Genomic DNA, 22,160 nt, shown 5'->3' with positions numbered 1-22,160 from the left:
CTACATAAAATGATAGTTAAAGATTTGACAAAGAGGTGCGAATAAATTTTAGTATAAAATATAGAATGTTCAGTATGCACAAATTTCGGATATAAAATTTGGAGGCGTATGGCGGCAAACCTGCATAACATGAGGGCGGCGCAAAAAAACGCACAAAAGCAAGCGGTACAGTTGGTCATTGTGCAATGTGTTCAGAAAGAGCGTGAAGGCGCTGTAAACGCGGAAAAAGCCAAATGAGTCATTCTATACGCGGGATGGAAAAGCGGCGTACAGAGGCGCTACGGGCCTCACGGAGAGGACAACTGATAAAAATAAGAAAAGGACCGGGAAACCGGCGCGGCTCCACCGCGTCGGTATGCTCCCGGTCCTTTTGCAGGAAATCTTGTGAAATTACTTCAGGCTGAGGATCTCGCGGGCCTCGGCGGGCGTGGCAACCTGCTTGCCGAACTCCTCGATGACGCGGCGGGCGCGGTCCACAAACTGGACGTTGCTCTGAGCCAGCTGACCCTTGGCGTACATGACGTTGTCCTCCATGCCCACGCGGATGTGGCCGCCCAGGGCCACAGCACCATACAGCATGGTCATGGCGGAGTGACCCACGCCGAAGCAGCTCCAGGTGGAACCGGGGCACAGGGACTCCATGGTCTCCTTCATGAAGATCAGGTTCTTCATGGTGCCGGGGATGCCGTTGGCGCAGCCCATGCAGAACTGGAAGTGGAGGGGCCCCTTGAGGACGCCCTTCTTCAGGTAGTACTGGGCGTTGGCAATCATACCGGGGTCAAAGGCCTCGATCTCGGGCTTGACGCCCCACTCCTGCATATTCTTGCCCAGCTCCTCCAGGAAGGCGGGGGGGTTGAGGAAGAGGGAGGTGTGCAGCCAGTTCATGGAGCCGCAGTCGTAGGAACCCATCTCGGGGCGCAGCTCCTTCAGGTGGATCTGGCGGGTCTCGTCGGTGGCGTTCAGGTCACCGGAGGTGGTCATGTTGAGGATGATGTCACAGTCGGGGTGGTTGGAGCGGAGCAGCTCCACGGTCTGGCGGAACTTCTCCTTGTCCATGGTGCCCTTGCCCTGGTCGTCGCGCATATGCAGGTGAGCCACAGCGGCGCCGGCCTTCCAGCAGGCGTACACGTCCTCGGCGATCTCAGCGGGGGTCATGGGCACGTTGGGGTTGTTCTCCTTGGTGGGCCAGGCACCGGTGGTGGCCACGGTGATAATAGTCTTATTCTTCAGATCAGCCATGATCGTTCAAAGTCCTTTCTGAATCAGGATACCGCATAAAGCGGCGGGCGACTGCCCGCCGCTTTACGTTCGGCATGGAATGGGATGGAAGGGAATTAGGAAAGTTATTGGAACAAAGGATTACTTGTTGCGGTTGAAGAGCTTCTGCATATACTCCAGACCGCTGGCGCCGTGGCCGTCCTCATCGGCATAGCCGGTGCCGCCGTACTTGTAGGTGCGGTCGGGCACGGAGGGATCGATGTTCTCCTCGTCGATGTAAGCCACGCAGCGGGACATGGCGCCGTCGCCCATGTACCAGCGCAGGGGGAAGCAGAAGAACTGGAACACGGTGCCGGGCTTGATCTTGTCCAGATCGCCGCCCAGGTTCTCAACGCCCACGATGCCGTGGCCCAGCATCTCCTTGTGGCAGGGCTCCCAAGTGCCCCACACGCCCAGGTTCTCCAGCTCGCCGAACTTCTCGTCGTAAGCGGCCTGGCCGTGGATGCGGATGTACTCGAACTTATCGAACTCAGCATAGGCCTCCTCGCCGAAGAGCTCCTTGTACTCCTCGGTGATGGGCTTGCCGGTGGCGCCCAGCAGGTTCATGCGGGTCATGCCGTTGTTGCCCATGGCGGTGTGCAGGGGGTGATCCAGAGCCTGGCCGTCCATAGCCACGCACTTCACGCCGTGCTTCACGAACCACTTGCCGGCGTCGATGCCGGTGCCGATGGCGTAGTGATAGTAAGCCTTGGAGTCGTCGAACAGGCGGTGCATACCGGTGTTCAGGCACAGAACCTTGCCCTTCAGGGAAGCGGGATCCACGCCCCACTTCTTGCAGGCCTCGTCCAGGTGCTTGTCGGTGATCAGGGTCCAGGGCTCCACGTCCAGCTTCAGCACAACAGCCTCGCCGGTGTAGGCGTCGATGGGCATCTCGTGGGTGTAACGAGCGCGGCGGCCGTCGAACTCGTACTCCATGACGTGACGGGGAGCGTCGCAGTGGGTGCCGGTGTGCATGGTGCAGGTGATCTTGGAAGTCAGAACGCCGCCCTTGGCCATGGTGTGAGCGTTGGTGATTTCGGGCTTGTCGAAGTAGGGCCAGCGGGGGATCTCAGCGCTGAAGGGGTGGGTCAGATCAACATAAACTTTACCCATAACAGGTGCCTCCTTAAATAATATACAAATGCTTGTGGATAGGCCGGATGTCTTACTTGCCGTACAGCATCCGGATCAGGTACTCGTTCAGATCGGCGTTGGCCTTGGCCACCTGCTCGGGAGTCCACTTCTGGAAGCCCTCGCCGGTCTTGAAGCCGATCTTGCCTTCATCCCGCAGCTGCTTGAGCAGGGGAGAGGGCTTGTGGGAATCCTCCAGGTCCTGGAGGATGTAGTCGTGGATATTGTAGGTCAGGTCGGTGCCCACCATGTCGGCGTTCTCCATGGGGCCCAGCTGGGGCAGACGGAGACCGAAGGAGTAGCGGACCGCCTCGTCCACGGTGGCGGCATCGGCGATGCCGTTCTCCACGATGGAGATGGCCTCACGCCACAGGGCGTGCTGCATCCGGTTGGCGATGAAGCCGGGGACGTCCTTCTTGCACAGCACGGGCTTCTTACCCACGGAGCGCAGGACCTCCATGACAGTCTGAGCGGTCTCGTCGGAGGAAGCGTCGGACTTAACCACCTCCACCAGGGGGATCAGGTGGCCGGGGTTCCAGAAGTGGGTGCCCACGAAGCGCTCACGGTGCTTGAGCTCAGCGGAGATCTCGCTGGGGCTCATCACGGAGGAGTTGGTGCAGAAGATGGTGTCCTCGGCGCAGCGCTCTTCCAGCTTGGCGAAGGTCTCGCGCTTGATCTTCATGTCCTCAAACACGGCCTCGATGACGAAGTCGGCGTTCTTGACGATGTCGCTGTCGATATCGTTGGTGAAGGAGATGCGGGAGAGCCGGTCAGCCAGCTCCTCCTCGGTGATGACGCCCTTCTCCACCAGCTGCTTAGTGTTGGTACGGATACCGGCCTCCACATCGGTGGGGTACAGGTCGTACATACCCACCTGGAAGTCGGGGTTGGAAGCGAACACGAAGCCGATGTTCTTGCCCATCATGCCCGCGCCGCAGATCAGGATATTCTTAATGTTCTTCATTGCGTTATGCCGTCCTTCCCGTCAAGCGGAAATTACACCACCAGGTAACCGCCGGAGCAGTCGCAGTTGCTGCCGGTGATGAAGTTGGAGGCGTCGGAGGACAGGAACAGAGCGTAGCCAACGAAGTCGTCGGGCTCGCCCAGGCGGCCGATGGGCTCGCGGTTCAGGAAGTTCTTGTACACGGCGGACTCGGGATCGAACATCCACTCGGTCAGGTCGGAGCGGAACACGGTGGGGCAGATGGAGTTGACGTTGATGTGGTACTTGGCGGACAGGTCGCAGGCCAGGCAGGAGACCATCAGGTCAGCGCCGCCCTTGGAGGTGCAGTAACCGGTGTAGCCGGCCATGCCGCGCTTGGAACGCTGAGAGGTCACGATGACCATCTTGCCGCGCTTGGTGTTGTCGGCCTCGTACTGAGCCACCATCTGATGGGCAACGTACTTGGTCACGATGTACACGCTCTTACAGTCAGCGTCCATGATGTACTGCCAGTCGGCAACAGACTGATCCAGCACGTTCTGGGGCTTGTTGTAGCCGTGAGAAACAGCCAGGATGTCGATGCAGCCGTACTGAGCCACGCAGGCCTTCACCAGAGCGTCCACATCCTCTTCCTTGGCGGGGTCGGCCACGAAGTAAGCGCAGTCAATGCCCTCAGCCTTGAACTCGTCCTCCAGAGCCTTCAGCTTGGCGTCGTTGCGGCCGGTCATGAAGACCTTGGCGCCGGCGTAGCCGTAAGCCTTAGCCAGCACGCAGCCCAGAGCGCCGGTAGCGCCGGTGACCAGGGCCACCTTGTCCTTAACGGAGAACATATTCTCAACGAAATCCTTCTTCACGGGAACCATGATGATTTCCTCCTTATATCGAATGAGTGGTCAAATGTCTGTTCCGCAACCGGATCAGGCGTTGGGGTAGTTGATGATGACCAGCATACGGGCGGGCAGGTTGCTCTCGTTCTTCAGGCCGCGGCCCTCGTTGGGGGGGAAGGAGATGGACTCGTTCTTGTGGATGACATACTTCTTGCCGTCCTTATCGGTAACGGTCATCTCGCCCTCCAGAACGTAGTAGACCTTCTCCAGCGGGTTGTCCTCGTAAGCCCACTCAGCACCGCCGCCGGGCAGGAAGGTGGAAACGCCAACCCAGAACTTCTCAGCACCGGTCTCTTCCTTGCCGTGAATACGCATGGCGACGCAGCCGAAGTGGCCGGCGGCCTCATAAGTCTTGAGCTCCTCAACAGTACGCTTAACCATTTGAAATCCGCTCCTTTAAATAAAATATTTCATGTTTTCGGGATCTCTGCCAGGCCCTTTGGCCTAAGCACTTTGTCTGGTTATAGTGTAGCCACGACGCGGCTTTTGTGCAATACGCACAATTATGTAAGTAGGTAACTTGCGGGTTTGCACCCACCGAATGGTAAGTGTCGGAAAGTTGTAAAATTGGACAAAAGGGGCGAAAATAAAATGTGCAAAAAAGCTAAAACGGATGACGGGATGATACACCGTTGTTAAAGCTGCACAAATTTTTTGTTAAAATTTTGGCATACATAACGCGGGAGTCTGGACTGCTATCTTGTGGTGAACTGGCGGCTGTGTTATCATGATATCAGTGGAGCCAGAGCGGCTCCTCTGCGTAAATCCGGGAAGAGAAAGAGGTAACTGCTTGTGTGGAACGATCATTTTGACACACCGACAAATCCCTACCACTATGTGCTGCACTGCATCGGCGGGAAGTGGAAGATGACCATCCTCCATGAGATCCACACCTACGGGAGCATTCGCTTTAACCAGACGTTGAAGGCTCTGCCCATTTCCGAGAAAGTGTTCAGCCAGCAGTTGAGGGAGCTGGTGGAGGCGGGACTGATCCGCCGTATCTCCTACGACACCATTCCGCCCAAGGTGGAGTATGTGCTCACCCCCAGTGGAGAGCAGCTCATCCCCGCGCTGGACGCTCTGTATATCTGGAGCATCCGGCAGATGGACGAACGGGGTATCCCCATCGACTCTGACGCCTTTGTAGTCCATACCTCCAGCAAATATACGCAGGAGCTCCAAGACATTATGGCGGCCAACGATTTTAACCCGGACCGGAAGCGCCAGGGGCGCGACCGGGGAGAGAATCGGGACTGAGCAGCCCCGACCAATTCACAAAGACCCTGCTGAAGCCGGCCTTTGCCGGGTTTCAGCAGGGTTTTGTTTCTCCTGGCCTGGGAGACGTTGCAATCGGGACCGGTTTGGGGTATCATATTCGCTAGAAAAAGATCCTGAGCGAAGGAGGCGCGTGATATGCGCGATGGATTTGTAAAAGTAGCCGCCGGCACCCCCAAAATCCGGGTGGCCGACTGCCGTTATAACGCGGAGCAGATCTTTACTCTGATGCGGGAGGCGGACAAGCAGGGCGTGAAGGTGCTGGCCCTGCCGGAGCTGTGCCTCACCGGCTATACCTGTGCCGATCTGTTTCTTCAGCCCACCCTGCTGAGAGGAGCGGAGGAGGGCCTGGCCACCATTCTGGAGGCCACCAAGAATCTGGATATGGTGGCGGCCATTGGTCTGCCCGTATGGAACAAATGGGACAACAAACTGTATAACTGCGCCGCTGTGATACAGAGCGGAGAGATTTTGGGCCTGGTGCCCAAGACCTACCTGCCCAACTACGGAGAGTTCTATGAGGGGCGGTGGTTCGCCTCCGGGGCCGGGGTGGAGACCAGAATTCCCCTGTGCGGCCAGGAGGTATCCCTGTCCAACAACGATCTGTTTGCCTGCGCGGATATGCCCAATCTGGTCATTGGCGTGGAGATCTGCGAGGACCTGTGGGCCCCCGAGCCTCCCTCCATTCGCCTGGCCCGGGCGGGGGCTACCATCATCCTGAACCTGTCGGCCTCCAACGAACTGGCGGGCAAGGCGGCCTACCGCCGGGGGCTGGTGTCCGGCCAGAGCGGCCGGCTGGTATGCGGCTATGTATATGCCGATGCCGGGGAGGGGGAGTCCACCACCGACCTGGTCTTTGCCGGCCACAACATTGTGGCGGAGAACGGCTCCATCCTGGCCGAGCGCCGGTTTGCCACCGGCCTCACCATCAGCGAGATCGACGTGGACCGGCTGGTCTACGAGCGCCAGCGGATGAATACCTATCGGGCCGATCCTTCCCAGGAGTGCTGGCGGATGTCCTTTGACATGGATCTGGCGGATACCCATCTCACCCGGCCCGTGTCCCCCACCCCCTTCGTGCCCCAGGACCAGAGCGACCGGGCGGAGCGGTGCAACGAGATCCTGTATACCGCCGCCCTGGGCCTGAAGAAGCGGCTGGAGCACACCCACGCCAAGACGGCGGTGGTGGGCCTGTCCGGCGGCCTGGACTCCACCCTGGCGGTGCTCATCACCGCGGTATCCATGGAGATGCTGGACCGGCCTGCCAGCGATATCATTGCGGTGACCATGCCCTGCTTCGGTACCACCGACCGCACCAAGTCCAACGCGGTGCTGCTGGCTGAGCGGCTGGGCTGCACCCTCAAAACCATCGATATTGGGGAGGCGGTGCGCCGCCACTTCAAGGACATCGGCCAGTCCATGGAGGACCACGACGTGACCTTTGAGAACGGCCAGGCCAGAGAGCGGACCCAGGTGCTCATGGACATCGCCAACCAGACCGGCGGCTTGGTCATCGGCACCGGCGACCTCTCCGAGCTGGCCCTGGGCTGGTGTACCTACAACGGCGACCACATGAGCAACTACGCCGTCAACGCCGGTATCCCCAAGACTCTGGTGCGCCATCTGGTCAGCTTTATCTCGGACGACAAGGAGGCGGAGGACCCCCAGCTGTCCACCGTGCTGGCGGATATTCTGGATACCCCCGTGTCCCCCGAGCTGCTCCCAGCCATCGAGGGGCAGATTGCCCAAAAGACCGAGGATCTGGTGGGACCCTACGAGCTCCATGACTTCTACCTCTACTACGCCATCCGCTGGGGCTTCGGGCCCCGAAAGGCGCTGCGGCTGGCGGAGCAGGCCATGGGCAAGCGCTATGACCGCTCCACCCTCCTCAAGTGGCTGAAGAACTTCTATCGCCGGTTCTTCTCCCAGCAGTTCAAGCGCTCGTGCCTGCCCGACGGCCCCAAGGTTGGCTCGGTGGCCCTCAGCCCCCGGGGCGACTGGCGGATGCCTTCCGACGCCATGGCTTCTCTGTGGCTGGAGGAACTGGAGGGTCTGGAGTAAGGTGAACCTCTATTTCGAATTGTTCTGGACCTTCGCCAAAATTGGCGTGTGTACCTTTGGCGGAGGCTATGCCATGCTGCCCATCCTCCAGCGGGAGCTGGTGGAGAAGCGAAACTGGACCACTGAGGCGGAGATGTCCGACTACTTTGCCATCGGTCAGTGTACCCCCGGCATTATCGCCGTCAATACCGCCACCTTTGTGGGCCATAAATTGAAAGGCCCGGTGGGAGGCGTAGTAGCCACCCTGGGGCTGGTGTTTCCCTGCCTGGTCATCATCATGCTCATTGCGGCATTTCTTCAGAACTTTGCCGAGCTGCCGGTGGTGATCCACGCCTTCAATGGTGTGCGGGCCTGCGTGTGCGCCCTCATCCTGTCCAGCGTGCTCAAGCTGCGCAAGAGCACAGTGGTGGATGTGCCCACCGTGATCATCTTTGTGGTGGTGGCCGTTCTGGCAGTGGTGGGCAACTTTGTCACCTTCCCTGCCGGCACCGCTCTGGCGGCGGTGATGGGCTTTGTGACCTCCCCCATCGTGCTGGTGGTGCTGGCCGGGGCGGCCGGACTGTGCGTCCGGGCCGCCAAGGGAGGGCTGAAAGCATGATCTACCTTCAGTTGTTCTTTGAGTTTTTCAAGGCGGGCCTGTTTGCCATTGGCGGGGGTTTGGCTACCATCCCTTTCCTCACTGATATCGGCGCCCGTACAGGTTGGTTCACCGCCGGGGATCTGGCCAATATGATCGCCATTTCCGAAGCCACCCCCGGTCCCATGGGGGTGAACATGGCTACCTATGTGGGATTCCAAACCGGCGGAATTCCGGGAGGCGTCATCGCCACCCTGGGGCTGGTGTGCCCCTCCATCATCGTCATCCTCATCATTGCCGGATTCCTGAAAAAGTTCCGGGAGAGCCGTGGGGTGGATGCGGTGTTTTACGGCATTCGCCCCGCCTCCACTGCCCTCATTACGGCGGCTCTGGTGGAGGTATGCGCCATTGCCCTGGTAAATACCAGCGTGGCCTTCGGGACGGCGGACTTCTTCCACTGGAAGGGCATTGTTCTGGCGGCAGCGGTCTTTGTCTGCCTCCAGGTAAAGCCTCTGAAAAAGCTGCACCCCATTGTGTTTATCGCCGCCTCCGCGGTGATCGGTGTTGTGTTCCAATTCTAAAGAAGCGGGGGCTGTTGCACCCTGGTGCAGCAGCCCCCGCTTTTTATAGGAGAAATGATATGCGTATTGCCAATGTTGTGTCCGACTCCATTGTGGACGGTCCCGGCCTGCGGTTTACTGTCTTTACCCAGGGCTGTCCCCACCGCTGTCCCGGCTGCCACAATCCGGAGACCCACGATCCCGCAGGGGGCCGGGAGGCCACGGTAACAGAGCTGGCGGAGCAGATGCTGTCCAATCCCCTGACCGACGGGCTTACCCTCTCCGGCGGGGAGCCCTTTGACCAGGCGGGAGAGTGCGCCGCCCTGGCGGCCCGGGCCAAAGAAAACGGCCTCAATGTGTGGGCCTATACCGGCTATCGCTACGAAACCATGCTGGAGCAGGGAATGCCGGATGTGCTGGCTCTGCTGGAGCAGGTGGACGTGCTGGTGGATGGGCCCTTTGTGGAAAATCTCAAGTCCTACGACGCTTTGTTCCGGGGTAGCACCAATCAGCGGCTCATCGATGTGCCCAAAAGCCGGGAGGCGGGAACGGTGGTGCTGTGGAGCCGGCCCGATCCGCTGGCTCACTTCACCCGGCCGGAGAGCTGAAAAGAGAGGGAATTGTTATGACACAGGAGATCGATCTGGAGACCTGGGCCCGAAAGGAACACTATGCCTTTTTCGCCCCCATGTCCCACCCCTTTTACAGCCTGACCTTCCCGGTGGATGTGACGGCGCTCCGGCGGCGGTGCAAGCAGGAGGGACTGTCCTTTTACTCCGCTATGGTCTTTGGGGTGACCAAGGCCATGGAGGGGGTGGAGGCCTTCCTCTACAAGGACCGCAACGGCAAGATCGTGCGCCATGACCGGCTGGTGCCCAGCTTCACCGACCTGAAGGAGGGCAGCGACCTCTTCCACATTGTCACCCTGGAGGCGGGGGAGGATCTGGCCGACTTCTGCCGCCGGGCCAAGGCCGCCTCGGCGGCCCAGACGGAATTCATCACCGCCGGGCCCTGGGCGGAGGATGAACTGATCTACTTTACCTGTCTGCCCTGGTTCCCCATTACTGCCCTGACCAACGAGCGGGATGTGGTGCCCTGGGACTCGGTGCCCCGGGTAAGCTGGGGCCGCTGGGAGGAGCGGGGGGACAGGACCTTGCTCAGCCTCAGTCTGGAACTGAACCACCGCCTGCTGGACGGCGTCCATGTGGGACGCTTCCATCAGGCCCTCTGTGATTGGATGGAGACACTATGACCTTATCGGATTTCCGGGCCCGCTGGGCGGGCCATATGCCTGGCATACAGGACGTCAAGCAGCAGTACGCGGTGCTGGTGCCGCTGGTGGATGGGCCGGAAGGGCCCAGTCTGCTTTTTGAAGTGCGGGCCAGCACATTGGCCCATCAGCCGGGGGAGGTGTGTTTTCCCGGCGGGCGGGTGGAGCCGGGGGAGAATCCCCAGGACTGCGCCCTGCGGGAGACCTTTGAGGAGCTGGCAATTCCGCCCCATGAGGTGGAGACTATTGCCCCCCTGGACCGGCTGGTGCAGCAGGGCAAGTTCGTCATGCATCCTTTCCTGGGGATCGTGAGCCCGGCGGGAATGGCCGCTATGGTACCCAGCCCCGCGGAGGTGGACAGTACCTTTCTGGTGCCGGTAGCCTGGCTCCGGGATCACCCGCCCCAGGTCTACTCCTACGAGCTCAAACCCCAGGTGGCGGCGGATTTTCCCTATGACAGCATCGGTTTTCCCCGGGGCTACCGCTGGCGCAGCGGGGAGACCACCGTGCCCGTCTACGCCTGGCCGGACCGGCCCATCTGGGGCCTTACCGGCCGCATCGTCCGCCACCTGATGGAGGAAATGGCATGAGAGCGCCGGAGCAGCTGGGGCCTTACCGCTATGAGCAGTCGGATACCTGCTTTCCCCTGGGGCAGGACAGTCTGGTCCTGGCCTCCTTTGCCACCCTGCGGCGGGGGGATCGGGTGTGCGACCTGGGCTGCGGCGCGGGAGCCCTGCTCCTGCTGCTGGCGGCCCGGCAATCCACATTGGCCCTGTCCGGTGTGGAAATCTCCCCCGAGGACAGCGCTCTGGCCCGCAAAAATCTGACAGAAAACGGTCTGACAGGGGAAATTTACACCGGCGATCTCCGCCAGGTGTGCAAAACGTTATCTGCGGGAGGGTTCTCTCTTGTGATCTCCAACCCGCCCTATTTCAAGGCGGGCAGCGGGGGAGACGGCGGGGCGGCCCGCATGGAGGAGGCCACTTTGACCGACTGGTGCGCCGCTGCCGGACGGCTGGTGAAAAACGGCGGGCGGTTTGCTCTGGTCCACCGGCCGGAACGGCTGGCGGAGCTCTTTACCGCCCTGCAGGGCGGCGGTCTGGAGCCCAAACGGCTCCAACTGATCCAGCATGACGCCGACACGCCCCCCTCTGCCGTTCTGGTGGAGGCGGTGCGCCAGGGCAGGCCGGGACTGGAGGTCCTGCCCACACTACTGATGAACCGGAGGTAATCCTATGGCCGGCATTTTATATCTGGTACCCACCCCCATCGGCAATTTGGGGGACATTTCCCAGCGCATCGCGGACACTCTGGAGTCGGTGGACTTTATTGCTGCCGAGGACACCCGGGTGACCCTCAAGCTGCTCAACCACCTGGGGCTGAAAAAGCCCCTCATCTCCTACTACCGCCACAACACCGAGGCGGGGGGACAGGCGGTGCTGGGCCGCCTGCTGGCGGGGGAGAGCTGCGCCCTGGTTACCGACGCGGGCACCCCGGCAGTGTCCGACCCCGGCGAGGACCTGGTGCGGCTGTGTGCCCAGAGCGGGGTGGAGGTGGTGGCCATTCCCGGCCCCTGCGCCCTCATCACCGCTCTGTCGGTGTCCGGCCTGCCCACCGGCCGCTTTACCTTTGAGGGCTTTCTGGCCATGAACAAGAAAAACCGCCGCGCCCACCTGGAGGAGCTCCGGCAGGAACAGCGGACCATGATCTTCTATGAGGCCCCCCATAAGCTGAATGCCACCCTGGCCGACCTGGCGGAGGTGTTTGGACCGGACCGGCGGATCTCCCTGTGCCGGGAGCTGACCAAGCTCCACGAGGAGGTGCGCCGCACCACTCTGGGGGAGGCGGTGACCTGGTATGAGGAAAATCCGCCCCGGGGAGAGTTTGTCCTGGTGGTGGAGGGGGCGGCGGAGAGCGCCAAAGAGACCCCCACCCTGGAGCAGGGCCTGGAGCGGGTGGCCCAGCTGCGGACCGAAGGGCTGTCCCTGAAGGATGCCGCCCGGCAGGCCGCCAAGGAGACCGGTTTGCCTAAGAATGAGCTGTACGGCAGGGCGATGAATGAAAAAACGCCGTTATGCTAATGAGAGGAATTGAATATTACAAAACGTATTTTTTGGAGGCGTTCCAAAAATGCTGAATCAGCAAAAAAACGGTCGAATCGCCGGGAAAACAGGGAAAAAGATGGGAAAAAACAGCACAAAATTGCAGGAATCTTTTAACCTGTGTTAATCGTATAATTATTAACAGTAATGGAAAAAGAAAGGGACTCCCCGGCAAAAACGCCAGAGGAGTCCCTTTTTCTTTCAACTCGGATTACTTCAGCTGAAGCTCACGAATGCAGTTGGTGCAGACGTTCTTGCCCTTGAAGTTGATGACATCCTTTGCATCATCGCAGAAAATGCAGGCAGGCTGATACTTTTTCAGCACAATGGAAGCACCGTCCACATAGATCTCCAGAGAGTCCTTCTCTGCGATATCCAGTGTGCGGCGGAGCTCGATGGGCAGAACGATGCGGCCCAATTCATCTACTTTACGTACGATCCCGGTTGACTTCATAAATGCTACTTCCTTTCCCTATTAGTTTCCAATTATTCCCTTCATTAACTAGAAACTGACACAATTATAACACAACGTATTGTTCTGTCAAGCAATGTTACAAAAACTTCATATATTATCTGCCATTTTTCGCCTTGGAATTGGGTATCTTTTCCGAAGCTGGATCGTATAGATAGTCTGAACTGGAAATTTGGACAGGGAAAGGGGCGGACAGCCATGGCAATGGCGGCGATCTGGACGGGCATGGTGGTGATTTCCATCCTGTGTGGGCTGGCCACGGGGAACGGTCCGGCGGTAGGAGCGGCGGCTCTGGAGGGAGCCGGGGCGGCGGTGGATCTCTGTCTGGCCATGGCGGGGGTGCTCTGCCTGTGGATGGGAGTTATGGAGATCATGAAGCGCTCCGGCCTGTCGGCGGGTCTGTCCCGGCTGCTGCGCCCGCTGCTGGGGCGGCTCTATCCGGAGTTTGCCCGGGACCGGGAGGTAATGGATTGTATTTCCGCCAATGTGTCGGCCAATCTGCTGGGGCTGGGCAATGCGGCCACTCCTTTGGGCATTCAGGCCGCCCAGAAGATGAGCCGCCGCAGGCCGGGGGTGGCCTGCGACGGGATGTGTATGCTGGTGGTGTGCAACACCGCCTCCATCCAGCTGATCCCCACCACTGTGGCAGGGGTGCGGCTGGCCGCAGGATGTGAGACCCCTTTTGATATTCTGCCGGCGGTGTGGCTGGCCTCCGCCATTTCGGTATGCGTGGGCATCCTGGCGGCCAAGGTGCTGGCCCGGCTGTGGAGGGACTGAGCATGGATACCTTTTTCACCATGCTGGTGCCCCTCATCATTGGAGTGGTGGCCCTGTGGGGTATGGCCCGGAAGGTGGACGTCTACAGCGCCCTGCTCTCGGGGGCCGGGGAGGGGCTGAGCGTGCTCATCCGCATTGTTCCGGCTCTGGTTGGGCTGTTGACGGCGGTCTATATGCTGCGGGCGTCGGGAGCGTTGGAACTGGCCGCCCAGGCGCTGGCCCCCCTGCTTACTGCCGTGGGCATCCCGCCGGAGACGGTGGGCCTGATGCTGGTGCGGCCTGTGAGCGGCTCCGCCGCCCTGGGCGTGGGAGCGGAGCTGATCTCTACCTATGGACCCGACTCGGAGATTGGTCGCACTGCCGCCGTGATGCTGGGGTCGACCGAAACTACCTTTTATACCATCGCCGTGTACTTCGGGGCGGCGGGCATCGTCAAAACCCGCTATGCCGTCCCCGCCGCTCTGTGCGCCGACCTGGCGGGCTTTCTGGCTGCCGCCTGGGCGGTGCGGCTGATCTTCTGAGACAAAAAACCGGGACCCGCTGCTTGAGCAGCGGGTCCCGGTCTGTTTACAGGGAGAAATCTTCGTCTTTCAGTTTATCCAGATTGAGCGTCACCGGCGGGGTAGGTACCCGCTTCAGCGGATCATACCGGAAGGCCCGGCAGCTGCCCCCAGGGGAGACCACACCCTTCTTGACGCAGAGGATCTGCTCCTCGTCCAGTTGAGTGCCCCGTTGACAGTAGCAGCAGCGGGGTTCGATATCCTTTTGGAACAGCATGGAATCCCTCCTGTCCTTGTATAAATTCAGTACTTATCATTATACCACGGGCTTGCGGCGTTTGCCAAGGCTTTTTCGTGAACCCAGGGCTGCTGCCAGCAGAAAGCCCAGAAAGATCATCCAGGCGGCCAGGATGGAGGCGGTGAGGGCGCCGTGAAACTCCATACCGGCGATGCCGGCCACCTGATCGGCCAGGTAATTGGAGACGGGGGCGTTGAGGGGGACAAAACGGACCAGAATGCCGATGAAAAGGGCGGACAGACCGCCGTGGAGCAGCTTGCCTGCCAGGTAGGTGCCCACCGACAGGCCGCTGCCCCCGATGAAGGAGAGCACCTGACAGTGGACCGAGATGCCTGCCCAGCCCAGCATAAAGGCTGCCATGGTCAACCGGCTGCTGAGGGCGCCTCCCTCCGACAGGGTGGACACTCCGGAGGAGATCTCCAGCGCGCCGGTGAGCAGCCGCTGGGCCCATTCCGGTGTCAGGCCGAAGGGGGCCAGCACGGTGCCCAGCGCCTGGGCCAGACCGGGCAGGAAGCCGGAGCGGATAAGCAGCTGGATGACCACCGTAAAGAACACCACAAAGGCGCAGATATTTAAGGTAGAGAGAAAGGCGCTTTTCACCGAGCCGGTAAAGGCGGTGGAAAAGCGCTGGGCCTGAAACTGGGGCGCGGGACGGGTGGATTTCCCTCTGCCGCTGTCCTCGCCGGCCTTGTAGAAGCGGAAGAGCAGCCCCACACATACCGAGGCCATGGCATGGGCCAGGTAGAGAAGGACTCCCACCGTACTGCTGGCGAAGATACCCGCCCCCACCACGCCCAGGATAAAAGCCGGGCCGGAGTTGTTGCAGAAGGCCAGCAGCCGCTCCGCCTCGGTGCGGGTACACATCCCTTTTTCATAGAGGCTGATGGCGGTCTTGGCCCCCACCGGATAGCCTCCCACAAAACCCAGGGCAAAGGCGGAGGCGCAGGCTCCGCTGACGTGGAACAGAGGGCGCATGATCCCCTCCAGCAGCCGGCCCAGGTAGCGGGCCAGGCCCAGCTCCACCACCAGGGAGGAGAGCACAAAAAAGGGAAAGAGCGAGGGGATGATCACGTTGTAGCACAGCTGGAGGCCGGTGCGGGCCGCCTCCATGGAGGGCTTGGGGTAGAGCATCAGCGCCAATGTGGCGCACAACAGAACAAGACCCAGAATCAGATCGCGGACTCTGGCTTTGGACAGCAGCCGGGACATGGCACACACCTCCTTCACAGATGGGTATGCGCCATGGGGCCAAAAGTTGCCTGTCCTCCTCAGCCGGTGCGGAACACATGGCTGAAGAGGGTGTAATCCTGCTCCAGTTTGGTCAGCAGGCGGTAGGAGCCCCGGTGGAGGGTCCAGTCAATGACCACGCCCCGGAAATGGCGGAGCAGAAAATCGGCGGTCCACTCCGCCGACCAGCCGGGCAGCAGTCCGCCCTCCGCCTCCGCCTGGGCCAGGCAGCCGGCCATGGCCCGGAGGGTGAACCGGCTGGAGTCCATGGAGGAAGTGTCGTCGGGGGCGTCCAGACGCCGTTGATAATACCGGGCCACCAGCTCCCAGCCCAGGTTTTCCAAAAATTCCGCATAGTTGGTCATGAGCCGCCACAGGCGGCGGGCGGGGGGATCGTCCTCATGGCCTGCCAGGCACTGCTCCAGATAGGTGTCCAGGGGGGCGAAACCCCGGGAGAGCAGATCCTCCTTGGAGCGGAAGTGGTGGTAGAAGGCGCCGGTCGTAATCCCCGCCTGCTGGCAGATTTCCCGGATGGATACCTTGTCAAAGCTCTGCTTTCGGGACAGATCCATGGCGGCCTGCAAAATGGCCTGTTCGGTCTGCCTGGCCTGCTCTTTTCTGCGGGTCCGATAGTCCTCCATTGGCTTCCACCTCTTGACAGCAGCGGCTCTTTGCCGCTATAATTTAAGTAGTCACATAACGACGTTATGTCAGTTTCGCAATATTGATTATAGGGTAGGATGATCAACTTGTCAAACGTACAGAAGATCGCGCTGCTTACCGATTCCACCGCCGACCTGTCCCCTGCGCTGCGGGCGGATAAGCCCATCTATACGGTGCCCCTGAAGATCGTCTGCGACGACGGAGAATACTCCGACGGAGTGGACATCTTTGCCAAGGATGTGTATGACCGCCTCCATCGGGGAGAGCTGCCCCGCACCTCTCTGCCCGACGGCGGCAGCATCAGCGACACCCTGGACCGCATCAAGGCCGACGGCTATGAAAAGGTGCTGGCCGTCATGCTTTCCTCCGGGCTGTCGGGCACCTATAATATGGTGCGCCTCCAGGCGGAGACCCGGAAGGACCTGGACATTGCCGTGTTCGACTCCAAAAGCGGCTCCCTGGGTATGGGGATCATGGTGCTCCAGCTGTGGGAGGACATTCTGGCCGGGGTGGACTGGGATACTTTGGTGAGCCACCGGGTACCCAAGCTGATCGAAAATACCTTCCCCTTCTTCTCGGTGGACACCCTGGAATACCTGAGCAAGGGCGGGCGTATTGGAAAGGTGGCCGCCTTTGCCGGTACCCTGCTGAGCATCAAACCGGTGATTTCCTTTGCCTCCGACGGCCAGCTTCAGAGCGTGGCCAAGGTGCGGGGCCGCCGGCAGGTTCAGGACAAGATCCTGGAGCTGATGGAACAGCACATCCGGCCCGGCGTCCGGTACAACCTGGGCATTGCCAACGGCGGCGCGCCCGAGGAGATGGCGGAATTTGCCGTCCGGATGAAGGAGCGTTTTCCCGATGCTGTGCATATGTGGGAGGGCGAGATTGACGCCACCCTCAGCGTGTACATCGGCGACGGTGTGCTGGGAGGCGGCATCCAGATCCTGGAGGATTGACAAGTGCAAAAAAGCCTGCTGCTGCGGCAGCAGGCTTTTTTATGGTTTTCAGGCCTGGTCCGGGGGCCCCAGGCGCTTGTGGATGTCCCGGCGGAGCAGCGTGTAGATCACCGAGGCGATGGGTACGCTGATGAGCACACCCACCAGGCCCAGCAGGCTGCCGCCCACCGTAACGGCAGCCAGTACCCAGATACCGGGCAGCCCCAGAGAGGTGCCCACCACCCGGGGATAGATCACATTGCCCTCCACCTGCTGGAGGATAATAAGGAAAATCACGAAAATAAAGGCCTTCAGCGGGGAGACCATCAGCAGCAGGATGGCGGATACGATGGCGCCGATGTAGGCGCCCGCCACCGGGATGAGGGCGGAGGCTCCCACCGTGACGCCGATGAGGGGGGCGTAATCCGGCTGGATGAAGAGCATTCCCAGGGAACACAGGCTGCCCAGGATACAGGCCTCGATACATTGACCGGTAACAAATTTGGTGAAGGTGGCGGCGGTGAGGGAGACCACGTCCGAGATGGGGCCGGCCACCTTGGCGGGAACATAGGCCTTCAGCAGCCGCCGGCACTGGCCCAGCAGTTTGTCCCGGCCGGAAAGCATATAGATGGAAAAGACCAGGGCCAGCACGCCGGTGACCAGAATGGAGACCAGACCGGTGGTGAACTCCACCAACCGGGGACCCAGATTGGACAGGATGTTCAGGGCGTTTTTGAGCACACCCTCCAGGGTGGTGTTCAGGCTGGACAGGTCCAGCTGCTCCATGTCCAGGTGCAGGTATTCCAGCAGCTGGTTGATGGAGTTCTGGGCGTTGGTGATGTAGCCGCCCAGATTGAGCACAAAGGTCTGGATGCTCTCCACCAGCTTGGGCAGCACGAAGGAGAACAACGCCACGATCAGGAGGATGAGGGCCAGATAGGCGGTAAGCACCGCCAGCGGGCGGGCGGCCCCCCGGGCGGGGGTTTTGTCCAGCCCACGGCTGTACAGCCGGTAAAAGAACTGACAGGGCCGGTTGAGGATAAAGGCCAGACAGAAGCCGATGATCAGCGGCTTAAAGACCGCCAGTAAAGTGCCCAGCACACCGCCGATCACATCCAGACGGGCCAGGACCATAACCAGCAGGACTGCGTATGTAATAATGAGCAGGATACTGCGGAAGAGTTTCTTATCCATGTGAAACCTCGATTTCTTTACAGGAACTGGTGACTCCACTATAGCACCCTCGCCGCATACCGTCAACGGGAAAGCAGGATCTTTAAGAAAATTTAATTAGCGGCCGAATCAAATGCGGCCGGAAGATTTTGCTTGACAAACAAAGTGAGATTTCGTATAATCTAGTAAACAGATAGGAATTAAGTAGATTCCGGAAAGGAGCCACCGATGTCTGAAAAATTTGTCTACGCTGATCATGCGGCTACTACAGCCGTTACCGATACCGCTCTTGCCGCCATGCTGCCCCACTTTACCCGGGATTATGGCAATCCCTCCAGCCTGTACCGCTTTGCCCAGGAGGGCAAGACCCATCTGGAGGAAGCCCGGGCTCAGGTGGCCGCCTGCCTGAACGCAAAGCCGGAAGAAGTCTATTTTACCTCCGGCGGCACCGAGGCCGATAACTGGGCCCTGCGGGGGGTGGCCGAACTGATGGCCCTCAAGGGCAAAAAGACCGGCCATATCATCACTACCGCCATTGAACACCACGCCATCCTCCATACCGCCCAGTGGTTGGAGAAGCGGGGCTATGAGGTGACCTACCTGCCGGTGGACGGGGACGGTCTGGTGGACCCCGCCAACCTGGAACAGGCCATCCGGCCGGATACCATCCTGATCTCTGTCATGGCCGCCAACAACGAGATCGGCACCATCCAGCCTATTGCGGAGATCGGCGCCATTGCCAGAGCCCATAAGGTGCTGTTCCACACCGACGCCGTCCAGGCGGTGGGCCACATCCCGGTGGATGTGGAGGCGTGGAATGTGGACCTGCTCTCCCTGTCCGGCCATAAGTTCGGCGGACCCAAGGGGATCGGGGCCCTGTATATGAAAAAGCCCCTCCGGCTGCCCGCCCTTATCCAGGGCGGCGGACAGGAGAAGGGCCGCCGCTCCGGCACTGAGAATGTGCCCGGCGCCGTCGGTATGGCTGCCGCTTTGAAGGAGGCGGTGGACCATCTGCCGGAGGAGTCAGCCCGGCTGGCCGCTCTGCGGGACAAGCTCATCGCCGGCCTGTCCGCGCTGCCCTATTCCCGCCGCACCGGCCATCCGGTGAAGCGGCTGCCCGGCACCGCCTCTTTTGTCTTTGAAGGTGTGGAAGGTGAGGCCCTGTTGCTCCATCTGGACGCCAAGGGGATCTGTGCCTCCTCCGGTTCGGCCTGTTCCTCCGCCTCTCTGGACCCCTCCCATGTGCTGCTGTCCATCGGACTGCCTCACGCCATTGCCCACGGGTCCCTGCGGCTCTCTCTGGGAGCGGAGAATACGGAGGAGGACGTGGACTATATCCTGAAAGAAGTACCCGCCGTGGTAGCCTACCTGCGGGAGATGTCCCCGGTGTGGGACAAGGAAGCCCAGAAACCCACCTGGGAACTGTAATTGGAAAGGAGCAACTACAATGCTGTATTCAGATAAAGTGATGGACCATTTTGAGCATCCCCGCAACGTGGGAGAGATCGAGAACGCCGATGGGGTAGGCCAGGTGGGCAATCCCAAGTGCGGCGATATCATGAAGATGTACCTGAAGATGGACGGCGACGTTATTACCGACGTGAAGTTCAAGACCTTCGGCTGCGGTTCCGCCATCGCCACCTCCTCCATGGCCACCGAGATGATCAAGGGCAAGACCATTGCCGAGGCCATGACCCTTACCAATGCCGCCGTGGCAGAGGCTCTGGACGGGCTGCCCGCCCACAAGATGCACTGTTCCGTGCTGGCGGAGGAGGCCATCAAGGCGGCGCTGGCCGACTACTATCAGAAGAAGGGAGAGCCGGTGCCCGAGTCCCTTAAACTGCCCTGCGACTGTGAGGAGGGGCACTGCTGCTCCTCCTGCGGATAACGAAAACGTCCTGCCGTGAAAACGGCAGGACGTTTTCGCTATGCGGGCGGAGGAAGCTGGGGTTCCGCCTCCCCCTCCGGCGGGGGAGCCAGCTGGAAGGTGACGGTGGCCTTAAACAGATCGCCGTCAATGCTCAGATCGAACTGGCCGTGCTGCAGCTCGGTAAGGCTGCGGGCAATGGACAGCCCCAGGCCGGAGCCGTCGGTGGTGCGGGAGGTGTCTCCCCGGACGAAACGCTCCATCAGCTGCTCTGGGGGGATGTTGAGCTGCTGCCGGGAGATGTTTTTCACCGAGAATACGGCGCTGTTATCCCGGCGGGTGATTTCCAGATAGACCCGGGTGCCCTCCAGGGCGTACTTGTTGCAGTTGGACAGCAGGTTGTCGATGACCCGCCACAGGTGGTGGCCATCCGCCATGATCCACACCTCTTCCTCCGGGTAGAGGGTGACCACCGCCAGATTACTCTGGGCAAATCGCTCCTCAAATTCTCCCAGAGCCTGCTGGACCAGCTGCACCATGCCCAGCCGCTCCAGATGGACGGGCAGGGTGCCGGTGGAGGCTTTGGAGGCCTCCACCAGATCCTCGGTCAGCTTTTTCAGCCGCTGGCTTTTCCGGGTGAGTACCTCAATATAGGACTGGACCTGGGGGTTGTCAATGGGCTGCTTTTTCAGCAGATCCACATAGTTGATAATGGAGGTCAGGGGGGTTTTCAGGTCGTGGGATACGTTGGTGATGAGCTCCGCCCGGAAACGTTCGCTGCGGATGCGCTCATCCACTGCCTGGCTAATGGTGCCGCCCAGGTCGTTGAGCTGCTTGGCGTGCTGGGCCAGGTCGTGGTACAGGCCCCTGGTGTCGATCTTAAAGCTGGGATCTGCGCCCAGAATGTGGTCGGTGCCCTGGCGGACCCGGTGCCACTGGATGGCCCACCGGCACAGCAGCCACAGCACCAGGCCCTGATAGACCGGAACAAGCACTATGGTGAGGGCGGTGAGGTAGGTACCCACCAGGTAGAGCAGAAAGAGCACGATGACCCGCCCGGTCAGGGGCCAGCTGTGGGCGGCGTTGCGGATCGCCCGGCCCAGTACCTGGATCAGCCGCCAAACAAGGGTGTTGGTCCACAGGGTTTTGGTGCGGATGCGGGTCATAAGGGTGAGCAGGGAGGAGAGCAGACACAGACCCACCCCGCTGGAGACGAGGGCCAGCCCCACCACCACATCGGTGGACGGGCCGTTGGAGTTAAGGGCCACTGCCATGGGATCGCCGCCGGTCAGCAGCAGGATGATGATCCAGAGTTCCAGCAGCACCAGCAGGTCCAGAGGAATACGGTCAAACCGGCTGGGGACGATATCCTCTCTGCCGGGACGGCGTCCCACCACCCGGCACAAAAAGACACAGGTCAGCACACAGGATACGTCCAGCACCACGGTGAGCACCGCCAGAGCGGGCAGATACCGGGCATATTCGCTGAAATCCTGAGAGCTGTCCCAGAACTCGTCGTGGACCGACAGGGGATAGGCCACGCCGTATTCAATGGCCAGATCCATATAGAGCAGGCGGCTGTCCTGGGCCTGGTTGTAGTCCCAGGAGTTTCCGTTAAAGGTGTAGCCGTATTGAGCTGCCAGGGCGGCGTCGGTAGGGGTGAGCAGCTGCTCGGTGCCGTTGTCCAGCACCACATAGAGCAGATAAAACTGCTTTTCTCCGTTCCATACAAAGTAATCCTTCCGTCGCTCGCCGCCGTCGTTGTAGGTGACGTCGATGGAGTCCCGCAGGACGGTATGGACGCTGCTCTCCACCGTCTGGCCATCCTCCAGATTGGAGTAGACCAGCGCGCCGCTGTCATTGCGCCGGATGGTAAAGCAGAAATTGGTGCGCTCGCTGTCCAGCGCATATTCCAGGTCGCTGAGGCGCTGCTGATCCAGGTAGGACAGCGGAGCCTCCCAGGCCTGATACTGGAGCAATCGGGCCAGTTCTTCCACCTGCACCATGCGGTTGCTCATGTATTGGGCGCAGGAGTTGCTGGAGTAGTAGCCTACGCCGGTCCACAGGGTGTCCCACTGGGAGAGGATAAACAGGGTGGCCCAGAAGCCCCCAACGCCGGTGCCCAGGGCCAGAAGGAAGGCGATCGCCTTCACCGCCAGCCGGGTCCCCAGTTTTTTCATGGTGT

General features: G+C 60.6%; 26 protein-coding genes. 15 read left to right on the top strand and 11 right to left on the bottom strand.

What is annotated here, in order from left to right; all coding sequences use genetic code 11:
- The first annotated feature begins 108 nt into the window (after window positions 1-108).
- Complete coding sequence (locus B5F94_RS17040; RefSeq protein ID WP_275533065.1) at window positions 109-237, top strand: hypothetical protein; 129 nt, start codon at window positions 109-111, stop codon at window positions 235-237.
- 153 nt (window positions 238-390) lie between these two features.
- Here the strand turns inward: B5F94_RS17040 and B5F94_RS08725 are convergent, their stop codons facing one another.
- From B5F94_RS08725 to B5F94_RS08705, 5 genes are all read right to left on the bottom strand, one after another.
- Complete coding sequence (locus B5F94_RS08725) at window positions 391-1,239, bottom strand: 3-keto-5-aminohexanoate cleavage protein (protein ID WP_343212809.1); 849 nt, start codon at window positions 1,237-1,239, stop codon at window positions 391-393.
- A gap of 120 nt (window positions 1,240-1,359) precedes the next feature.
- Complete coding sequence (locus B5F94_RS08720) at window positions 1,360-2,370, bottom strand: cyclase family protein (RefSeq protein WP_087187580.1); 1,011 nt, start codon at window positions 2,368-2,370, stop codon at window positions 1,360-1,362.
- Between the two features lie 52 nt (window positions 2,371-2,422).
- Window positions 2,423-3,352, bottom strand: a complete 930-nt coding sequence (locus B5F94_RS08715) for a 3-hydroxyacyl-CoA dehydrogenase family protein (protein ID WP_087270521.1) — start codon at window positions 3,350-3,352, stop codon at window positions 2,423-2,425.
- 32 nt (window positions 3,353-3,384) lie between these two features.
- Window positions 3,385-4,194 (bottom strand): SDR family NAD(P)-dependent oxidoreductase, encoded by an 810-nt coding sequence (locus tag B5F94_RS08710; RefSeq protein ID WP_087187582.1) that lies wholly within the window; start codon window positions 4,192-4,194, stop codon window positions 3,385-3,387.
- Window positions 4,195-4,248: 54 nt separating this feature from the next.
- Entirely contained in the window at window positions 4,249-4,599 is a 351-nt protein-coding gene (locus B5F94_RS08705) for a cupin domain-containing protein (protein ID WP_087187583.1), read from the bottom strand.
- 411 nt (window positions 4,600-5,010) lie between these two features.
- Between B5F94_RS08705 and B5F94_RS08700 the strand changes: the two genes are divergently transcribed.
- From B5F94_RS08700 to rsmI, 9 genes are all read left to right on the top strand, one after another.
- Window positions 5,011-5,475 (top strand): winged helix-turn-helix transcriptional regulator, encoded by a 465-nt coding sequence (locus B5F94_RS08700; RefSeq protein WP_087329446.1) that lies wholly within the window; start codon window positions 5,011-5,013, stop codon window positions 5,473-5,475.
- A 156-nt stretch (window positions 5,476-5,631) separates the two neighbouring features.
- Window positions 5,632-7,554 carry an NAD(+) synthase gene (locus B5F94_RS08695; RefSeq protein WP_087329444.1) on the top strand — a complete coding sequence of 641 codons (1,923 nt, stop codon included), beginning with the start codon at window positions 5,632-5,634 and terminating at the stop codon, window positions 7,552-7,554.
- 1 nt (window position 7,555) lies between these two features.
- On the top strand, window positions 7,556-8,152 hold the full coding sequence (locus tag B5F94_RS08690) for a chromate transporter (RefSeq protein ID WP_087329442.1): 597 nt from the start codon (window positions 7,556-7,558) through the stop codon (window positions 8,150-8,152).
- On the top strand, window positions 8,149-8,712 hold the full coding sequence (locus tag B5F94_RS08685; protein WP_087329440.1) for a chromate transporter: 564 nt from the start codon (window positions 8,149-8,151) through the stop codon (window positions 8,710-8,712). Before B5F94_RS08690 ends, B5F94_RS08685 begins: the two co-directional genes overlap by 4 nt.
- 59 nt (window positions 8,713-8,771) lie before the next feature.
- Window positions 8,772-9,299, top strand: a complete 528-nt coding sequence (gene nrdG / locus B5F94_RS08680; protein ID WP_087329438.1) for an anaerobic ribonucleoside-triphosphate reductase activating protein — start codon at window positions 8,772-8,774, stop codon at window positions 9,297-9,299.
- Between the two features lie 17 nt (window positions 9,300-9,316).
- Window positions 9,317-9,943, top strand: coding sequence for a CatA-like O-acetyltransferase (locus B5F94_RS08675; RefSeq protein ID WP_087329435.1), 627 nt, complete (start codon window positions 9,317-9,319; stop codon window positions 9,941-9,943).
- Window positions 9,940-10,551 carry an NUDIX hydrolase gene (locus B5F94_RS08670; protein ID WP_087329433.1) on the top strand — a complete coding sequence of 204 codons (612 nt, stop codon included), beginning with the start codon at window positions 9,940-9,942 and terminating at the stop codon, window positions 10,549-10,551. Before B5F94_RS08675 ends, B5F94_RS08670 begins: the two co-directional genes overlap by 4 nt.
- Window positions 10,548-11,192, top strand: coding sequence for a tRNA1(Val) (adenine(37)-N6)-methyltransferase (locus tag B5F94_RS08665; protein ID WP_087270543.1), 645 nt, complete (start codon window positions 10,548-10,550; stop codon window positions 11,190-11,192). The genes B5F94_RS08670 and B5F94_RS08665 overlap by 4 nt, the downstream gene beginning before the upstream one ends.
- Before the next feature lie 4 nt (window positions 11,193-11,196).
- On the top strand, window positions 11,197-12,042 hold the full coding sequence (gene rsmI / locus B5F94_RS08660; protein ID WP_087329431.1) for a 16S rRNA (cytidine(1402)-2'-O)-methyltransferase: 846 nt from the start codon (window positions 11,197-11,199) through the stop codon (window positions 12,040-12,042).
- A 232-nt stretch (window positions 12,043-12,274) separates the two neighbouring features.
- Here rsmI and B5F94_RS08655 read toward each other — a convergent pair whose 3' ends face one another.
- Complete coding sequence (locus B5F94_RS08655; protein ID WP_087187593.1) at window positions 12,275-12,517, bottom strand: AbrB/MazE/SpoVT family DNA-binding domain-containing protein; 243 nt, start codon at window positions 12,515-12,517, stop codon at window positions 12,275-12,277.
- A gap of 216 nt (window positions 12,518-12,733) precedes the next feature.
- Between B5F94_RS08655 and B5F94_RS08650 the strand changes: the two genes are divergently transcribed.
- Both B5F94_RS08650 and B5F94_RS08645 read left to right on the top strand, forming a co-directional pair.
- Window positions 12,734-13,312, top strand: a complete 579-nt coding sequence (locus B5F94_RS08650) for a spore maturation protein A (protein WP_087187594.1) — start codon at window positions 12,734-12,736, stop codon at window positions 13,310-13,312.
- 2 nt (window positions 13,313-13,314) lie between these two features.
- Window positions 13,315-13,833 (top strand): spore maturation protein, encoded by a 519-nt coding sequence (locus B5F94_RS08645; RefSeq protein WP_087270552.1) that lies wholly within the window; start codon window positions 13,315-13,317, stop codon window positions 13,831-13,833.
- 46 nt (window positions 13,834-13,879) lie between these two features.
- On the opposite strand, the gene B5F94_RS08640 is transcribed toward B5F94_RS08645, so the two are convergent.
- From B5F94_RS08640 to B5F94_RS08630, 3 genes are read right to left on the bottom strand one after another with little or no spacing between them, the layout of a single operon-like run.
- Window positions 13,880-14,089, bottom strand: a complete 210-nt coding sequence (locus B5F94_RS08640; protein WP_087187596.1) for a hypothetical protein — start codon at window positions 14,087-14,089, stop codon at window positions 13,880-13,882.
- 39 nt (window positions 14,090-14,128) lie between these two features.
- Window positions 14,129-15,319: a nucleoside recognition domain-containing protein gene (locus tag B5F94_RS08635; RefSeq protein WP_087329429.1), complete on the bottom strand. Its 1,191-nt coding sequence runs from the start codon at window positions 15,317-15,319 to the stop codon at window positions 14,129-14,131.
- A gap of 59 nt (window positions 15,320-15,378) precedes the next feature.
- Window positions 15,379-15,978, bottom strand: a complete 600-nt coding sequence (locus tag B5F94_RS08630) for a TetR/AcrR family transcriptional regulator (RefSeq protein WP_087270558.1) — start codon at window positions 15,976-15,978, stop codon at window positions 15,379-15,381.
- A gap of 99 nt (window positions 15,979-16,077) precedes the next feature.
- Here B5F94_RS08630 and B5F94_RS08625 point away from each other — a divergent pair, with 99 nt between their 5' ends.
- Window positions 16,078-16,956 (top strand): DegV family protein, encoded by an 879-nt coding sequence (locus B5F94_RS08625; protein WP_087329427.1) that lies wholly within the window; start codon window positions 16,078-16,080, stop codon window positions 16,954-16,956.
- A gap of 48 nt (window positions 16,957-17,004) precedes the next feature.
- On the opposite strand, the gene B5F94_RS08620 is transcribed toward B5F94_RS08625, so the two are convergent.
- Window positions 17,005-18,129 carry an AI-2E family transporter gene (locus B5F94_RS08620; RefSeq protein WP_087187600.1) on the bottom strand — a complete coding sequence of 375 codons (1,125 nt, stop codon included), beginning with the start codon at window positions 18,127-18,129 and terminating at the stop codon, window positions 17,005-17,007.
- A 207-nt stretch (window positions 18,130-18,336) separates the two neighbouring features.
- Between B5F94_RS08620 and nifS the strand changes: the two genes are divergently transcribed.
- The gene (gene nifS / locus B5F94_RS08615) at window positions 18,337-19,536 is read left to right on the top strand and encodes a cysteine desulfurase NifS (protein WP_087329424.1); all 1,200 of its coding nucleotides are present in this window, start codon (window positions 18,337-18,339) and stop codon (window positions 19,534-19,536) included.
- A 19-nt stretch (window positions 19,537-19,555) separates the two neighbouring features.
- Complete coding sequence (gene nifU / locus B5F94_RS08610; protein WP_087329422.1) at window positions 19,556-19,996, top strand: Fe-S cluster assembly scaffold protein NifU; 441 nt, start codon at window positions 19,556-19,558, stop codon at window positions 19,994-19,996.
- A gap of 38 nt (window positions 19,997-20,034) precedes the next feature.
- On the opposite strand, the gene B5F94_RS08605 is transcribed toward nifU, so the two are convergent.
- Window positions 20,035-22,155: a sensor histidine kinase gene (locus B5F94_RS08605; RefSeq protein ID WP_087329421.1), complete on the bottom strand. Its 2,121-nt coding sequence runs from the start codon at window positions 22,153-22,155 to the stop codon at window positions 20,035-20,037.
- Window positions 22,156-22,160: the final 5 nt, after the last annotated feature.

It is taken from the genome of Flavonifractor sp. An4 (assembly GCF_002161755.1).
Classification (GTDB): Bacteria; Bacillota; Clostridia; order Oscillospirales; family Oscillospiraceae; genus Flavonifractor; species Flavonifractor avicola.
This window is presented reverse-complemented; position numbering and strand designations above follow the sequence as displayed.

Excerpts from the sequence above, each read along its gene's own strand:
- B5F94_RS17040 (WP_275533065.1), top strand. The coding sequence starts at position 109 with ATGGCGGCAAACCTGCATAACATGAGGGCGGCGCAAAAAAACGCACAA.
- B5F94_RS08725 (WP_343212809.1), bottom strand. The coding sequence starts at position 1,239 with ATGGCTGATCTGAAGAATAAGACTATTATCACCGTGGCCACCACCGGT.
- B5F94_RS08720 (WP_087187580.1), bottom strand. The coding sequence starts at position 2,370 with ATGGGTAAAGTTTATGTTGATCTGACCCACCCCTTCAGCGCTGAGATC.
- B5F94_RS08715 (WP_087270521.1), bottom strand. The coding sequence starts at position 3,352 with ATGAAGAACATTAAGAATATCCTGATCTGCGGCGCGGGCATGATGGGC.
- B5F94_RS08710 (WP_087187582.1), bottom strand. The coding sequence starts at position 4,194 with ATGGTTCCCGTGAAGAAGGATTTCGTTGAGAATATGTTCTCCGTTAAG.
- B5F94_RS08705 (WP_087187583.1), bottom strand. The coding sequence starts at position 4,599 with ATGGTTAAGCGTACTGTTGAGGAGCTCAAGACTTATGAGGCCGCCGGC.
- B5F94_RS08695 (WP_087329444.1), top strand. The coding sequence starts at position 5,632 with ATGCGCGATGGATTTGTAAAAGTAGCCGCCGGCACCCCCAAAATCCGG.
- B5F94_RS08685 (WP_087329440.1), top strand. The coding sequence starts at position 8,149 with ATGATCTACCTTCAGTTGTTCTTTGAGTTTTTCAAGGCGGGCCTGTTT.
- nrdG (WP_087329438.1), top strand. The coding sequence starts at position 8,772 with ATGCGTATTGCCAATGTTGTGTCCGACTCCATTGTGGACGGTCCCGGC.
- B5F94_RS08675 (WP_087329435.1), top strand. The coding sequence starts at position 9,317 with ATGACACAGGAGATCGATCTGGAGACCTGGGCCCGAAAGGAACACTAT.
- B5F94_RS08670 (WP_087329433.1), top strand. The coding sequence starts at position 9,940 with ATGACCTTATCGGATTTCCGGGCCCGCTGGGCGGGCCATATGCCTGGC.
- B5F94_RS08665 (WP_087270543.1), top strand. The coding sequence starts at position 10,548 with ATGAGAGCGCCGGAGCAGCTGGGGCCTTACCGCTATGAGCAGTCGGAT.
- rsmI (WP_087329431.1), top strand. The coding sequence starts at position 11,197 with ATGGCCGGCATTTTATATCTGGTACCCACCCCCATCGGCAATTTGGGG.
- B5F94_RS08655 (WP_087187593.1), bottom strand. The coding sequence starts at position 12,517 with ATGAAGTCAACCGGGATCGTACGTAAAGTAGATGAATTGGGCCGCATC.
- B5F94_RS08650 (WP_087187594.1), top strand. The coding sequence starts at position 12,734 with ATGGCAATGGCGGCGATCTGGACGGGCATGGTGGTGATTTCCATCCTG.
- B5F94_RS08645 (WP_087270552.1), top strand. The coding sequence starts at position 13,315 with ATGGATACCTTTTTCACCATGCTGGTGCCCCTCATCATTGGAGTGGTG.
- B5F94_RS08640 (WP_087187596.1), bottom strand. The coding sequence starts at position 14,089 with ATGCTGTTCCAAAAGGATATCGAACCCCGCTGCTGCTACTGTCAACGG.
- B5F94_RS08635 (WP_087329429.1), bottom strand. The coding sequence starts at position 15,319 with ATGTCCCGGCTGCTGTCCAAAGCCAGAGTCCGCGATCTGATTCTGGGT.
- B5F94_RS08630 (WP_087270558.1), bottom strand. The coding sequence starts at position 15,978 with ATGGAGGACTATCGGACCCGCAGAAAAGAGCAGGCCAGGCAGACCGAA.
- B5F94_RS08625 (WP_087329427.1), top strand. The coding sequence starts at position 16,078 with ATGATCAACTTGTCAAACGTACAGAAGATCGCGCTGCTTACCGATTCC.
- B5F94_RS08620 (WP_087187600.1), bottom strand. The coding sequence starts at position 18,129 with ATGGATAAGAAACTCTTCCGCAGTATCCTGCTCATTATTACATACGCA.
- nifS (WP_087329424.1), top strand. The coding sequence starts at position 18,337 with ATGTCTGAAAAATTTGTCTACGCTGATCATGCGGCTACTACAGCCGTT.
- nifU (WP_087329422.1), top strand. The coding sequence starts at position 19,556 with ATGCTGTATTCAGATAAAGTGATGGACCATTTTGAGCATCCCCGCAAC.
- B5F94_RS08605 (WP_087329421.1), bottom strand. The coding sequence starts at position 22,155 with ATGAAAAAACTGGGGACCCGGCTGGCGGTGAAGGCGATCGCCTTCCTT.